This window comes from Halomonas sp. PA16-9 (assembly GCF_009728585.1).
GTDB lineage: Bacteria > Pseudomonadota > Gammaproteobacteria > Pseudomonadales > Halomonadaceae > Vreelandella > Vreelandella titanicae.
In genome coordinates this window covers 2,284,046-2,298,538 of the sequence record NZ_CP040451.1, presented here as the reverse complement: position 1 = coordinate 2,298,538, position 14,493 = coordinate 2,284,046, and the positions used below count along the sequence as shown (strand labels likewise).

The following is a 14,493-nucleotide window of genomic DNA, read 5'->3' as shown; positions in this document are numbered from 1 at the left end:
AGAGGGCATTGGCAGGAGTAGGGCAAATAACAGCGCTAATCTCAGCTGCGTACAAAGCGCTGAATATGGCGCCAGCTCACTCGCCTCAAGCCATCCAACGTCAAGGGCACCAGAGCCACTGAACGCACCATGGCAAGTAACGGACGCGGAAGCTCACTCAGACATAAGGTTCGCGGCAGGCCGGTATAGGGAAACCAACATTGTCGATAGGAGCTCTGCCGGGCTGAAGGAGGTAAATCGCCGGTAAAAATCGAAGGTACGGCGTACCAGGCATAGTTGCCTTTCAGCGTCTTTATTTCGTCAGAACCGGGCTGTAGAAACTCGAAATCGATAATCTTTAGCCCTTGGCAAGGGTCATAGATAAGGTCATGCGGATTAAGATCGATGCATTCATAGCCAAGACTGCGATAGTGCAAAATAACGGCTCTCACGCGCTCGATGGCCCAGATAGGCAGCAAACCATGATTAGAAAAAGGCGCACGAGGCGATAAAATGCGTTCCATGCAATTGGCATAGCGCTCAAACACTAGATAATGAGTACCGACTTCTAGCAGACGGGATACTTCTGGCAGAGAGGCACCGAGTTCACGCGCCTTTACTTCACGCTCTAGGTAGCGCTCACGCCCAGGCCGAAATGTCTTGCAAATCGCCTCAGTGCCATGAAAATCCACCAGCTCTACTTTGGCTCGGCAAACCTCTTTACTTAGGTCAGCTAATACCGGGTAAGGTGTGCGAAATGCTGCATCGTTGCTTAGGGCTGCTTCACGTATCTTACCGATCTGCTCGGGCACCAAGGTTTTGAGATACTTAAACGCCTGATCCGCATCGCGGGAGCAATGTATCGGACTCTGTTGTTCTGCTTTGCTCTCCTCTGGAGAGAGCGTGGCACTGAAGGTTGCCCTGATGGTAGGTAGTCTTAAATTGGGAGAGTCACTCGACATCCGCTTCACCGGTACTGGATGGACATCCTGTACCACAAGCAGAAAAACTGGCGGCGACCCACTGCTGGCAAAATTTCCTTGCTCTTGTCCATCATCAAGAACCCACTGAGCGAGCGCCTGTTGCTGCCCACTTTCGATTGGCACGCTACACAACACATTAAATCCATAGTGATCAAGCAACTTAAGAAGGGTGTCCAAATACGCCAACTCACACTCTCTAATCAGAAAAACAGTAATCCCGGATAGCCACTCTTGTTGCTCGTCATCAGATTGTTTGTTCGTCATGACTTGCCTCCTTGTGCTAAAGAGAGCACTTATTTTTAAATAAGCATTGATGACATGCTCAATAATGCTTTTCGCATCACTCAAGCATGAAAAGTGGTGATCAGAGCGAGGGGGAAACGGCTCAGTCGCTATGGCGTAGGCGCCGGAAGTAAACGGGTTGCAGCAAAGTTGGTAAGATTCCGTCGTCTTGTGATAGCCAGCGATTCAATAAGATTCTCAACCTTCTTTGGGTACGGAGCGTAATACAGGGCCTAGTCTGGCGACCGACCTTAAGGCTGTGTTCGTTGCATCAACATGTTGGCGTTGCGTATCTGAGGTCATGGTCTGACGCGCTTTCCATACCAGGTCGGCTATTTCGTCCAAAGGGTTGTAGTCCAGTGGAGCCGACTGCAACAACTGGCGGATACGCAGGTGATCAGTAGCGATAAATGCCTGCTCCAGCTGCTTTAAAAAGGCTTCGAGCCTCGGCCATTCCCAGAAGCGCTCTTTTGAAGTCATGATACGATCATGGCGCGTCTTGCTGACGTCATGACCTATCAACAATTCCTCGTAAAGCTTTTCACCAGGCCGCAAGCCGGAATAGATGATTTCGATATCCCCTTCAGGATGCGCAGCGTCTCTTACCTCCAATCCCGAAAGGCGAATCATATTCATGGCCAGATCATGAATGCGTACCGGCTCGCCCATATCGAGCACGAAAACCTCCCCACCTTCCCCCATGGCGCCAGCCTGGATAACCAGCTGCGCAGCTTCGGGAATTGTCATGAAATAGCGGGTGATATCCGGGTGAGTCACCTTAACGGGGCCGCCCTGCTCAATCTGCTGACGAAACACTGGGACAACGGAGCCACTTGAACCCAGAACATTGCCAAAGCGCACCATGCAGAATCGAGTGTTGGACTGAGAATGTGCGAAGGCCTGACAGATAAGCTCAGTCAAACGCTTGGATGCACCCATGGCATTGGAGGGGCGAACCGCTTTATCGGTGGATACCACCACAAAGGTTTCAACATTGGCCGACATTGCCGCCTTGGCCAGATTCAATGTGCCAAAGACGTTATTACTCACTCCTTGCACGAGATTAAATTCCACCATCGGCACATGCTTGTAAGCAGCAGCGTGGTAGACAGTATGCACCTCGAAACATTCGAACACTGCCTTAAGACTGCCCGAATGCTGCAGAGATAAGCAATGGTTTTAGCTGCACCGTGACGCGGTGCTTTCGATATGTTGCTTCAACTCTTGCTCAATGGCGTATAGCGCAAATTCGCAGTTATCGATCAAAAGCAGGCGGACAGGATTCTGATCAAGAATCTGACGACACAGTTCACTGCCTATCGAGCCTCCTGCCCCCGTCACCATGACCGATTTATCGCGGATATTGGCCTCCATCAGTTCGGGGAAGGCAGGCACAGACTCCCTACCCAATAAATCCTCCAGCGCCACATCGCGAAGTTCACTGATTTTGGCTCTACCGGCAATTACATCGGCGCTACCAGGAATTGTCTTAAGAGGCACGGAAAGGCCCGAAAGCCAGTGCAGTATCTCGCGGCGACGCCAACGTGGGGCGCTGGGGATAGCTAACAAGACCATTGTGGCGCGGTGTTCTTGAACCAGAGCAGCTAATGCTACCGGCTGATGTACCCGCAGCCCTTCTACCATGGCGCCTTCCAATCCCCGCCAGTCATCAACGAAGGCCACCGGCTGGTATTCCTCTCCATTGCGCAGAGCAGCCACCAGCTCGCAACCCGCGGCCCCTGCCCCATAAATCACCACTGGCTTGCGCTGTCGAAGCTGACTGTGGCGATACAACTCGCGCAATAGAAAACGCAGGCTACCGATACCCAACAATAAGAGCAGCGCATAAATGATGATAATAGATAGTCCAATGGGCGAGTTAACCATGTAACTGGCCGGCGCTACTAACAAAGTCGATGCCAGCACAACAACAGCTATAGTGGATACAGTGGCATGGCTCATGTAGCGAATGACGGCGCGATAAAGCCCTAACCAGCGGAAAAGCAAAAGGCTTATCGGAACTAACACGCTGATGGTCATCCACAAGGAAATGCTGCTGAGTGGTTGTAGGCTTTCCAGGTGAATCATTGTGGCAAGTTGCAGGCTACCCACCACAATCAAACCATCAAATACAACAAGTACCCGGCGCTTTATGGAGCGCGGCGCCATTGATAACGACTTTATGAAACTAGCCATAGTTATCTCTATCCGTCCTTGCGGGTTGCCAAGTTACAGCGCTGACAGCCGCATTATTGAAGTGGGCGATCAAAAACGAGATTTTGACGGGAAGCCGCTATCGAGCCTTCTCGATAGAGATGCCAACAGATCACTAGTAGTACCCAGAATAACGTCGCGCGCAGCCCGTTATGAGTAGTGGAATAAATCAATGGCCCTGCTACTCCAGCCCAGATGTAAAGGGGAGCTCGGCGCAATACGGTGGCTATTATCGATAGGAAAAGCACTAGGCCTGGCAAGCCATAAGCAAACAACATGTTAATAAAGGAGGAGTGGATTTCGGCCCCATCATATGGTGCAAAACGCTGCCGTTCGGCTTCTCCTGCCCCCAATATTGCGTAGGCGGGAAAGTTAGTCAGTCGGTCAAACTTGCGTTCTTCATACACACTATCAATTTTGCTTGGTGCTCGATCCATACGCGCTTCCAGGTTGCGCAACACCTGCCCCTCAGTACTAATATTGGCGAGCACAACACCTCCCAATAATAGTGGCACCAGCAGCAACAGGCGCGCAAAGTACTTGACCTGCTTAGCATTTGCTATGGCCCAGCCGATCCCCACCATAGCCCCACCTCCCATAGCGGCCAACGACGACGCCGATAAGATCCCCAACACGCCGCTAGCTAGCCCGGCCAATGCCAAAGGCCTCATTTTAGGGTGAAAATCATCGAGCATTAACAACACCACTACGCCACATAGCGAAAAGTAGGCCAGCTGATTGGGATTATTAAAGCTGCCAGTGGTGCGGTTGATCCCCAAGGCTAATTGCACTAACACATGGCCACCGGCGATCACTAGCGCAATAGAGATGCTATTTCGAATAAGCCCTATGGCACGTTCACCGTAAACGCTTAGGAAACGCAGCAGCCCCATACCGATTAAAAAATTGAACAGGAAAAACTGGGCTGGTCTAAAAAATTCAGTGGTTTCCATCACTAACGTCCAGCTAAGGCATACCATTACTACCCACAACACCATTAATCCCCAGCACATAGCGAAGGGTGAAACTTTCAGGTGTTTGTCTCCTAATGACATCAAAAGCATCACGCCGGCAAAACCGATCAGCACAAAATCAGCCAGCTGTGGCCCACCGCTGGGAAACAAATAAAGGCTGCTTAGCGAAAGCCCCACAAACAGCAATAGCGCACCGATCAGATTCATGGCGATACCTTTTTTCTACTGTGGCTAGAGGTTAGCCATCATCTGGAAGGTATGATTGCGACTGGCCAGGTCATCATAAGTACCTGCATCACTTACTTGCCCGTCCTCAAGCATATAAATTATGTCGCACTCTTTGACCGTGGCCAGGCGGTGGGCAATAAGCACCACCGTCATTTGGCCTGCGAAGCGCTGGATATCTTCCATCACACGACGTTCGGTGATCCCATCCAGAGCACTGGTGGCTTCATCAAAAACTAATACACTGGCTTGCTGATAAAGAGCACGGGCGATACCCAAACGCTGACGCTGTCCCCCTGATATCTGCACTCCGCGCTCCCCGATTCTAGTTTCGAGCCCTTCGGGAAATCGCATGATCAGTTCATCGAGTTGCGCCATGTGTAGGGCTTCTTTGACTCTCTCAACATCAATATTTTCGCGTTCAATGGCAAAGGCGACGTTTTCGAGGATCGTGGCATCGGACAGAAATATCTGTTGCGGCACAAACCCCACACTGGCATGCCAATTCCGCAAGTTCTCCTGCGTTAAAGCCACACCATCAATGAGTATTTGCCCTTGCTGAGGCTCGATCAGACCCAGCAATAGATCCACAGCAGTACTTTTACCACTGCCAGAAGCACCGACTAAGCCGACCATCTTGTTGACCGGAATTGTCAGAGTCAGGCCATTCAGCGCCCGTGCTCGCGCTCCTGGGTAGTCGAAGGCGACCTCATGAATTTTGATTTCTCGCTGAGGAACCCACGGCATTGACTGAGCAGCAGGCTTAGATTCACTGCCTGTTTTCAGTTTATGGTTTCCTCACTGCTGGCGATCAAATCTTCACGGATTGCATCATAAGCCGCCAGGTTGCCGCGTATTTTAGTAATGGAGGTATAGATTTTCTGAAAGCCAGGCAGCATCTTGAAACCGGCTAGGGCATAAATTGAAAGCGCCGGCAAAATGGCGCCCAGATTGCCTTGGTAGAGGTTAAGCAGGTAAAGAACCAGCAGGATTACCGAACCAAAGGCCACTAGCTCGATAGCATAACGGGGTGCCTCACTCAGTCCTTGTGTTACACCTTGGCCTCGCGCTATGCGGTTGCTGGCCTTTTCAAACCGCGTGGTAAAACTCGCCTGACGATGCAATAAAAGAAGATCTTTGATGCCTCCAAACCCTTCAGTCATCAGCTTGAAGCGTTTCGATTGAGCCTCAGATATACGCCTTCCATTAATGCTGAGAAAGCGCCGCACCGTCTGATAAAGCAGTAGATAAGTGGCGAGGAATATCACTAAGCCGGATATTGCTACAACAGGGTTATAGATAAAGATAGCCAAGCTCATCAAGGTCACCATGACCGCCTTGGCGTTGAGCTCCATCGCTGGATTGATCACCTTTGTCGTAACGCGCTGGACTTCAACGGAGACCTTGCTGATCAGGACACTGGTATTCTGGCTCGAATGAAATAACCAAGGTTGGTACAGATAATAACGATAGAGGCGGCTAGAGAGTTCCGCTCCCACTTGCTCACTGTAGAGCGACAGCCGCCAGGTGGTATACATGGAAATTAGCGCTGCCATTAACAACACTCCAAGTACCATACCGCCCAATAGACTCAAGAAGGACTTGTGGCTTTGCATTCCGCTATAAGTATAAGCCCAGGCTAACCAACCATTGCCCTGGAGTTTGCTCATATCGCCGACCACCGCCATAAAAGGCCCAATGGCGATGACACTGGCAATTTGAGCTAGCGCCATCACAATGATCAGTGCCTGAAGCCCTAACAATCGGCGGCGCTGTTGTTGCGTTAGTAAAGAATAAAATTCGCGCAATTGATTAAGCATATTGGCTCACCGGTAAGCATAGAGGTAGCTGCCATAGTATCCGTGACGGCTGCTGGTCGGCTTCTTAACACCATTTAGAATTCCACCTTTGAGCCTCACACCAGCACTCTCAAGACGACGCTTAGCGGCTTTGATTTCGCCAGGAGGGTTCGTGTCGAACCGCACCACCATTAGACTGGTACCAACCAACTTGCCGACTACCGAGGCATCGGTTACCGCCAGAATCGGGGGCGTATCCACGATTACCAGGTCATAGTGCTGGCTTATCGTGTCTAGAAAGTCGTGAAAACTCTGCTGCATCAAAAGCTCTGATGGATTAGGCGGTACGCTTCCTCTTGCCACATAATCAAGTCCATCAAGCTCACTATGGCGAATGGCCTCCTCCACACTGATACGCCGTGCCAACAACTCTGAAAGTCCCTTTATTCCCTTACCGTGAAAGGCATGGTGCAAATGGCCGCGGCGCATATCAGCATCGATTAACAACACTTTTTGGCCAGCCTGGGCACATACCGCCGCTAAGTTCGCGGCTATGAAGCTCTTACCTACCCCCGGACTAGCACCAGTAATCATCAACCGATTGTTATCGGATTCGAGCATGGCGAAGTAGAGGCTGGTACGAAGCCCACGCAATGCCTCAACGGCAATTTCAGCGGGTTTCTTGACGGCCAGCAAGCCACGAAAAACTTCTTGGCTTTCTTGGCACGACGCGGACGAATACGCTCGGTAAGCCCTGCCTGTTCACCGGAATTCGGTAAGGTGGCATAGACAGGCAGACCCAATTCTTCAAGCTGCTCGGGGGTTTTGATAGACCGACTAAGCAACATACGAACGATCACTAATAACATTGCCAACAAGGCGCCAAACAGGCCGCTAACAGCGGTTATTAAAGGGATACGTGGAGCAATGGTACCGGGGGACAGCATGGCCGCATCCAAGATACGCACATTGCCTACTGTGCCAGCCTTCACCAAACGCATCTCTTGAAGCTGGTTGAGTAGCTGGACATACACTTGCTGATTGACCTGAGTATCCCGAGTAAGACGCAGCACTTCCTGTTGGGTTTCGGGTAATTCACTCACCAGAGCGTTAAGTCGGTCACGCTCGGCTTCTAGCTGGCCGCGTTGTCTCAGTAACGTTTGGTAGTTAGGGTGTGAAGGACGGTACCTCTCAGCCAGATCCGCTTCCCGCATAGCCAACTCACCAAGCTGGTTTTCCACATCGACTACCCGAGTAAGCAGGTTCTGTGTCTCGAACGTCAGGTCGACAGAGTCACGCTGAGCTCGGTAATCGTTGAGCATGCCTTCGGCATCTGACAATTGGTTGCTAACCTGAGGAATTTGCTCGTTGAGAAAGGCGATCTGTTTTTCTGCTTCTTCTGAATGACGCTGCACGTTTTGAGTCAAAAAAAACGCTGGTCAGCGTATCTAGTGTTGGCTGAATCTGGTTTTGATCCGCCCCGTTCAACGTCAGTTCATAGACGCCCGACTCTAACCCACGCGGAATGATTTCAAAGCGATTCTTCAGCTCACTTATTGCACTAAGAGCAGACGTTCTTACTAATGTGAATTCTGCGCCGGGGTGGGCCTCTGCCTGGCTGACAAAAAGACGATACCCCAATTCATCATTCTGTACCGTTTCCCCAACGCTACCAGTAAGCAGCGTTTCTTCTTCCAGCAGCAGCTCGAATTCACCGCCGTCGAGAAGCCGCAACACATGCCCCCCCACGTTCTCCTCGGGAACATCGAAACGAGCGACTCGCAGTGATTCCCCAGCCCACACATAGGGGTTACTCCAAGCATCATCCACAGAGTCTGCTAACCACTGGCGAATGAATTCAGGCGTGAGGCTCTCGAACCACTGCTGATTAACTCCATGATGAACCAGAAAGTCCCCCACCACCGGCAACCTACGCGGCTCAACCTGAATGGCAAGGTCAAGACGGTCAGCGGTTTCACCCAACACCATACGTGACTGCAGAATTTCGAGCTCAGCAGAGGTAGGGTTGCCTTGTTGCGGCTCTCCCAATGACTCCATAAACGCCAAGTTCGATCCTCGGGTCTCTATCTGAACTAAGGCATCGGCCTGATAAATTCTCGGCTGAGAGCTGGCATTAAAGTAGCCCGCCAGCAGAAAAAATCCCGTCACCGACACAATAAACCAGCGATGATCGGACAGCGTGTCTACCAACTTACGCAGATTAAGCTCATCGCTCTCTCGAGGTGCTGGCGACGGCGCTGGTGAAGGGAAATTAGTCATGGAGATGCCTCATCACTCAGAAAATATATTAAAGCTCACCGGCATCAATAGCAGACGTTGCAAAGTCGCCTGGCAAACTAACTGATGGCAACAGCAGGGAGATCACAGAGTTCCAGCGAGCCAGCGGTGCTGACGTCACGTACACCACATCCTGCGGCTCAAGAGGAAAGCGTGTTCCTAGCAATAAGCGAGTGGCATCCTGAATATCCAACTGATAGACGGTGGCAATTTTCTCGCTACCCGGCGGGTTTCCCCTTACTACGAAAATACCCGACGGCTGGGCGCGATTTTCATTCACACCACCTGCCCTTCCCAATGCATCCGTCAACGTGATGCGTTCATTGCCCAGGGCAATGGCACCTGGACGGCTAACCTGTCCCAGAACGACCACGTTTTGATTTTCCATGGTGGGCACGTGAAGTAGATCGCCATCACGCAGTAACCGGTTTTGTGTCATATCCCCTTGACGCATCATGGCGTAAAGCGATATCACCTCTTCACCACCATTGCGGCTTAGGGTGACATTACGCCAATCCGCATTATCACGTGCCCCGCCTACTTCACTAATGGCATCAAGTACCGTCATCGGCACAATACTCAGAGGCAGAGTGCCGGGGTTTTCCACTGCACCACTGATGTACACTTTTTGGGAGTTAAACGCCGCAATGCCTACCTCTACCTGCGGCTCATTGATTACTGCGGACAATCGCCGTGCGATTAACTCGCGCACCTCGTCAAGCGTCATGCCCTCGACTCTCACACGCCCTACGTAGGGATAGAACATCGTGCCATTGGGCCGTATACGGTTCCCGGTTTCCGCAGCGGAGCGCTCGGCGCCGGCAGGAATCGTTAATTCTGGATGGTCATAGACGATCACGCTTAAAATGTCCCCAGGCCCTACCCGATATTCGTAGTCTTGCACTTCTTGATTCAATGCTTGAGACGTGGCTTGCGTGGTAGGCTCTTCTGGGACATACAACCTATCTACAAACTCTGGTGTAATGGGTTGTACGTCCACTCGGCCATCAAGCGATTGGTCGAGCTCGCTTTCATCAATATGCCCGCCTGGGGCCATGGCACAGCCACTTAATATCCCCAGCAGCATGATGAACATTAGATAGCGAACCAGCCGCAATGGGTTTTTTCTGGTTTCTACACCTTCTATTTCTTTGAAATTATTCATTTTTTGTTCCCTTTGCTTTGTGTCTTACCACGCTACCGCCCGGGGATTTTAAATGGCATTTCCCAGAGCCTATTTGGAAACTCGCCTTGGCAGTGCAACCTTCGAGCCGCCATAAGACATGAATGCCATTACGGCAGACAAATATAATGTTACATAAAAAAACAAAAAACATACTTTGATTTACTTCATTGCTGAGGATGAGATAGCTAACGCTATTTAGGCGTTTAGAAATGAGGTTTGGCGTCATGGGTGAGAGGAGAGGAGATCATGCCTAGCGGTATTAAACATTTAATGATAATAAAAAATTTATATTTAAAATTAATAAGTTGTAAAAAGTTACAAAAGAAGAAATTTCAAGTTACAATCGCGGAACAATTGTAATATCGCCTTAATTGAGGGGTTTCTTAGTGACAGTGGTCACATAGAAAAAAGCCACCCTTGGAGGGGCGGCCATAAGTTGGTCTTTGAATCCGCTCACGCCTTTTTGGGTTTCCACCGCTCCCTCAGTGCCGTCTTGAGGGGGCTTGGAAAGCTAGATAAAATCTTTCTTTTGCTGGCGCTGAGAAGGCGTTTCGTATAGCTATGCGATCCCTTTTTGGCGGAGATTTTATCAGACGCTGTATAGACTCTATTATCTTCACAGCAATAAACGGCTTTCCCCGATATTTTTGCAATACTTGCAGCCTGCCTGGTAGCACTCTCAATGAAGAAAGTGTAATCCGAGTTCTTATAGAACAGGCCCTTGTGCGTAGAGTGAATCCCCTGGCGTTGGCGCTCCTCTTTCGAAGGCAGATCCAGCATGACCAAGCGCTCATAGTCAATTCCCTGTTGCTTCAGCCACTGCTCTGTCTGGCTACGGTACTTCTCAAGACGGTTGGTTACCAAGCAGCCGATTCGACCAGCAGGTAGGAAAAGAAGCTCCGCGTTATTCAAAAACGCAATGTACTGCTCTCCATCATCGTTCTGAAGGTCGGTAGGATCGACGCACAGTACACCATCGATATCGACACATGACTGGGAAAGTATGGCAGGAGTGAAAAGGTTCCACTGGAAAGCACAAGGCGATTCTAGCGTGTAAAAATGAAAATCAACATGTTGCTTACCGTCGGGATCAGCATAGATCGCCAAGGTATCTATTATACAAGGACAGTTTTCGGGGATAGCACTCCGTGCTTCCTGCACAGTCTTCCCTGTAATGACGCTATCATCGACGAAAAGAACTTTTTTCGCGTCCCAGGCGGCTCCCGGCGGCTTTTCTTCCTTTCTACGCAAGCGAGTTTTCAGCGGTTGGTTGTCAATAAAGTCTGGGAGCCCCATCATATCGAGATGCAAACCCAACGCAACCATGCTGGCAGGGATGATGCCGCTACGGGGAATACCGACCACCAGGTCGTAATCCTTCCCGTGAACTTTGAACAAGGACGCAGCGATGTCCTCACTTAAATCACCATAGGATTTGTAATTCATTGTCTATCCCTCCTTATTTATCAGGCTTGACCGCCAAATTAATGGATGGTTAGGTAGAATCGCCTTTCTTGTAAAACCCAGCGGTGATGGCCCTAAACACAAAGACATACTCTCGGTACGTCACGCCTCTACCCAAGATGGAGCATCACGCCAGAGAGTTAAAAAGGCTTTTCCGATAGTTTCTGCAATGAACAAAATCGCTTAGTTACGACTTATAGTGGAACGGTAACTTTATCGAATGACAAAATCGTGTCACTTAAATGATAGGTTATATGATATCTCCAGAAAAAATTATTAAAACTACAATAAAAAAATACAAGCATTTGTTTCTGTTAAATTTATTCATCTTCATAGTCTAAAGACAGAAACCTCAATCTTCTACTTTATTGGCATTTAAATAAGGCATTTTTAACAATTTTACTCCTTCAAAATAAATGAGAAAAACAATACATAAATCCCATCATAAATACAAAGATCAACATCTTAAAAACAAGAAATACATAATTAAAAAATAGCAAAAAAAACAGCAAAAAAATCATTACTTAATGATTAGTCAACTAAAAATTTTAAAACGAAAAATGGATCTAATACTGACATGCACATTGGCCATACCGCAGACAGATCAAGCAGTAAAAAAGAAAAAGAAGCGATGGCGATGCCTCTAGAGCCTCTCTGCCCACGTAAAGGCAGCGTCCTTTAGCAACATATGGATATGCTCGAAAACTTCCCTGGATTTTCGGTAAGGATCGGGATATTTCGCCCTTTGCCACTATCTAGCCAACGACCTAGCAATAGCGTCTTACCTAAGGCTTGGGGTACGTGTTGTCCTACGGCACGGCGCTGGCCCTCAGACATCACCAGAATGAGATCGGCTTCCTGTATCATTATCACCGTTAATTGCCGTGCCTGGTGGCTGGTCACATCCAAACCATCGGCCTCGGCCAATTGACGTGCAAACGGGGATACAGGCTCGCCTTCCAAGGCGCCCAAGCCTGCAGAACTGATATGACGCTCGGGTAGCCGCTGTTTAAGAAATGCCTCAGCGACAGGACTACGACAAATATTACCTGTACACACCACTAAAATACGCTCGAACATGTCTTACTTATCTCCTGGGTGAGCAGAGGTAGACGTTTTCAAATGACACCTTCAATGCTCCCACTGAATAGCAAGCAACCCAAGGGTTTCGTAGATTGCCCTCTCAGTCTTGCGTAGCTCACGGGCAGAGGGCAGCCAATAAGCTAGCGCTAATCCCTCCGTTCGATCGGCCAAATAATGGGTAGGTGCAGCAACTGGAGCTAGGCCTGCCGCCTCGAAATGACGCATAGCGCGCGGCATATGCGACGCTGATGTCACAATCAATACTTGCGCACCTTCACCGAGCAGCGCCCGAACTGACTTGGCCTCTTCAGCAGTATCGTTGGGCGACACCAGCGTCACGATACTCTCTGGCGGAACCCCCAATGCTTCGGCAGCTTCGGCGTAACCATGAGCCATGGTCATTTTTGGATCTTGCCCTCCCCCTGACACTACCAGTAGCAAGTCTGGACGCTCATGCCATAGCCGCAGGCCTTCCATCAGACGCAAACCCGAACTTTCGCTGAGCCTGCCGGTTATCGACCAAGGGCGATCCGGCTGCCAACCACCCCCGAGGACTACCACTGCTTCGATGTTCTGCTCTTCAGGCCATTTCTCCCAAGCGACATATTGAGACTCCAACGGCCCTAGCAAATTATCTGCCACTGGTGCCCAGGCCGCCAGCAATAGCAAGAGCATTGCTAACGTCATTATGCTGTGACCCAGGCGGTACCACCCAAGCTTACGAATCAACCATCCGATAGTAAAAGTGAGGGCCATCAGAGACATTGGCATCAGCAATATCGCCGTCAGGCTTTTCATTAGTGTATACATGGCAACCATCTTGCAGAACTTGCTCGGAAACGAGAACCCAAAGGAAAATCAGCCAGCTAGCATACACCGCTACCCCTGCTGGATAAGCAAAAAAAGAATAGCTTAAGCCAAAGCCCATAAAAGTGATTGGCAGCAATATACCAGCCACGGCATAGGAGCGCTGAGTGGCGCTTTCAGCGCGTAAACCTGGGAAAAAAAGCCACAGGGGAATGAGATAGAGGCTCACGACTATAACAAGACCTGGCAGCCCTTTTCGTACCCAGGCATCCAGAAGGTCGTTATGCGCATGCCAGTAATTGCCTAACTCGGGGCTTAGCACGCCTTGAGTCTCTAGTCTTTGCATGGCGGGTAGATAGCCCTGATGCCCGTAGCCCACGAGGGGACGTTCATAAATCAGCCAGAATGCGCCGCGATACATTTCCAAGCGAGCCCCTACGGAGCCATAGTCAGCGCCTTCCATGTAGCGATGCACCTCGGCCACCGCCTTATCCACCCTTTTTTCTACGCCGCTATGGGGCGTCGTATACACCCCTATCATCACAGCTATTGCAGCAGTCAGTGCCAACCATCGCCACAGCGCTCGCCAGCGACGCGCATAACCGTAATAAAATACCCATATCACTAGCGGCAGTGCCAACCACCCGCCCCGGGTGCCAGAAAGAGCCGAGGCTAGTCCGCCCCCATTGCGCCGCTCAGCAAAAGCGCTACCCAAAAAAAACGTGTTGATCGCTGTTGCCAGGCCCACCCCAATCCGGCCAAACATAACAGCGCCATCAATAGCGCAAGATTGCCGAAAAAGATTGAATGTAACGGTGGGTGGCCTGTAGCACGGGTTAAACCGACTATCCATTTTTGCCACGCCGCCCAACCCCCTGCACCCAATCCACTTAGCGCTAAACCCACCCACCATGCTGAAGGACGTGGTGGAACGGCGCGCACTAACATAAACGCCAATGCCGCGAGCCAAGCTGCACCAGCTAATGGCAAGGCCCGCTCCAAGCTAGAATGCCAAGCGCCAGCCACTACTTCGACAATACCGACTCCTAGTAGCAACGCCAAAAGAAGGCCATCACCACGCCCCATTGGTTTTCTAAAAAAGCTACGCCTTTGTCGCTCATGCCTAGCAAGAAACGACCATATAATAGTGATCGCCAATCCTAGCCAATAGCCCAAGGGGGCCAATAGCGGTAACACGG

At 50.3% G+C, this 14,493-nt stretch carries 13 protein-coding genes and 1 pseudogene; all 14 read right to left on the bottom strand.

All coding sequences use genetic code 11. The features are described from left to right. Positions 1–41: 41 nt before the first annotated feature. Complete coding sequence (locus FDY98_RS10550) at positions 42–1,226, bottom strand: hypothetical protein (protein WP_022523692.1); 1,185 nt, start codon at positions 1,224–1,226, stop codon at positions 42–44. A 216-nt stretch (positions 1,227–1,442) separates the two neighbouring features. After that, a pseudogene (locus FDY98_RS27745) lies at positions 1,443–3,206 on the bottom strand (polysaccharide biosynthesis protein). A gap of 287 nt (positions 3,207–3,493) precedes the next feature. After that, positions 3,494–4,639, bottom strand: coding sequence for a hypothetical protein (locus FDY98_RS10540; protein WP_022523694.1), 1,146 nt, complete (start codon positions 4,637–4,639; stop codon positions 3,494–3,496). Between the two features lie 24 nt (positions 4,640–4,663). Then, positions 4,664–5,404, bottom strand: coding sequence for an ATP-binding cassette domain-containing protein (locus FDY98_RS27740; protein ID WP_340146477.1), 741 nt, complete (start codon positions 5,402–5,404; stop codon positions 4,664–4,666). A gap of 35 nt (positions 5,405–5,439) precedes the next feature. Continuing rightward, a complete protein-coding gene (locus FDY98_RS27735; protein WP_340146476.1) occupies positions 5,440–6,477 on the bottom strand; it encodes an ABC transporter transmembrane domain-containing protein in 1,038 nt (345 codons plus the stop codon). 6 nt (positions 6,478–6,483) lie between these two features. Next, a complete protein-coding gene (locus FDY98_RS26160) occupies positions 6,484–7,077 on the bottom strand; it encodes a polysaccharide biosynthesis tyrosine autokinase (protein WP_196517974.1) in 594 nt (197 codons plus the stop codon). Further along, the gene (locus FDY98_RS26155) at positions 7,050–7,796 is read right to left on the bottom strand and encodes a GNVR domain-containing protein (RefSeq protein WP_196517972.1); all 747 of its coding nucleotides are present in this window, start codon (positions 7,794–7,796) and stop codon (positions 7,050–7,052) included. The genes FDY98_RS26160 and FDY98_RS26155 overlap by 28 nt, the downstream gene beginning before the upstream one ends. A gap of 7 nt (positions 7,797–7,803) precedes the next feature. Then, positions 7,804–8,736, bottom strand: a complete 933-nt coding sequence (locus FDY98_RS26150; protein ID WP_196517970.1) for a Wzz/FepE/Etk N-terminal domain-containing protein — start codon at positions 8,734–8,736, stop codon at positions 7,804–7,806. Positions 8,737–8,764: 28 nt separating this feature from the next. Next, positions 8,765–9,919, bottom strand: a complete 1,155-nt coding sequence (locus FDY98_RS10525) for a polysaccharide export protein (RefSeq protein WP_009286547.1) — start codon at positions 9,917–9,919, stop codon at positions 8,765–8,767. Positions 9,920–10,393: 474 nt separating this feature from the next. Further along, entirely contained in the window at positions 10,394–11,386 is a 993-nt protein-coding gene (locus FDY98_RS10520) for a phosphoribosyltransferase (protein WP_009286546.1), read from the bottom strand. Positions 11,387–12,082: 696 nt separating this feature from the next. Next, complete coding sequence (locus tag FDY98_RS10515; protein ID WP_340146475.1) at positions 12,083–12,484, bottom strand: low molecular weight protein-tyrosine-phosphatase; 402 nt, start codon at positions 12,482–12,484, stop codon at positions 12,083–12,085. A 51-nt stretch (positions 12,485–12,535) separates the two neighbouring features. Beyond that, positions 12,536–13,162 (bottom strand): ElyC/SanA/YdcF family protein, encoded by a 627-nt coding sequence (locus tag FDY98_RS10510; protein ID WP_230805089.1) that lies wholly within the window; start codon positions 13,160–13,162, stop codon positions 12,536–12,538. Positions 13,163–13,205: 43 nt separating this feature from the next. Beyond that, complete coding sequence (locus FDY98_RS10505; protein WP_196517969.1) at positions 13,206–14,060, bottom strand: O-antigen ligase family protein; 855 nt, start codon at positions 14,058–14,060, stop codon at positions 13,206–13,208. Next, positions 13,967–14,380: a hypothetical protein gene (locus tag FDY98_RS26145; RefSeq protein ID WP_196518277.1), complete on the bottom strand. Its 414-nt coding sequence runs from the start codon at positions 14,378–14,380 to the stop codon at positions 13,967–13,969. Before FDY98_RS26145 ends, FDY98_RS10505 begins: the two co-directional genes overlap by 94 nt. Between the last annotated feature and the right edge of the window lie 113 nt (positions 14,381–14,493).

Bases quoted from the DNA above. Each gene is read 5' to 3' on its own strand.
- FDY98_RS10520 (WP_009286546.1), bottom strand. From the start codon at position 11,386: ATGAATTACAAATCCTATGGTGATTTAAGTGAGGACATCGCTGCGTCC.
- FDY98_RS26160 (WP_196517974.1), bottom strand. From the start codon at position 7,077: ATGCTCGAATCCGATAACAATCGGTTGATGATTACTGGTGCTAGTCCG.
- FDY98_RS10550 (WP_022523692.1), bottom strand. From the start codon at position 1,226: ATGACGAACAAACAATCTGATGACGAGCAACAAGAGTGGCTATCCGGG.
- FDY98_RS10540 (WP_022523694.1), bottom strand. From the start codon at position 4,639: ATGAATCTGATCGGTGCGCTATTGCTGTTTGTGGGGCTTTCGCTAAGC.
- FDY98_RS10510 (WP_230805089.1), bottom strand. From the start codon at position 13,162: ATGCTCTTGCTATTGCTGGCGGCCTGGGCACCAGTGGCAGATAATTTG.
- FDY98_RS10505 (WP_196517969.1), bottom strand. From the start codon at position 14,060: ATGTTTGGCCGGATTGGGGTGGGCCTGGCAACAGCGATCAACACGTTT.
- FDY98_RS26145 (WP_196518277.1), bottom strand. From the start codon at position 14,380: ATGGGGCGTGGTGATGGCCTTCTTTTGGCGTTGCTACTAGGAGTCGGT.
- FDY98_RS27740 (WP_340146477.1), bottom strand. From the start codon at position 5,404: ATGCCGTGGGTTCCTCAGCGAGAAATCAAAATTCATGAGGTCGCCTTC.
- FDY98_RS27735 (WP_340146476.1), bottom strand. From the start codon at position 6,477: ATGCTTAATCAATTGCGCGAATTTTATTCTTTACTAACGCAACAACAG.
- FDY98_RS10515 (WP_340146475.1), bottom strand. From the start codon at position 12,484: ATGTTCGAGCGTATTTTAGTGGTGTGTACAGGTAATATTTGTCGTAGT.
- FDY98_RS26150 (WP_196517970.1), bottom strand. From the start codon at position 8,736: ATGACTAATTTCCCTTCACCAGCGCCGTCGCCAGCACCTCGAGAGAGC.
- FDY98_RS10525 (WP_009286547.1), bottom strand. From the start codon at position 9,919: ATGAATAATTTCAAAGAAATAGAAGGTGTAGAAACCAGAAAAAACCCA.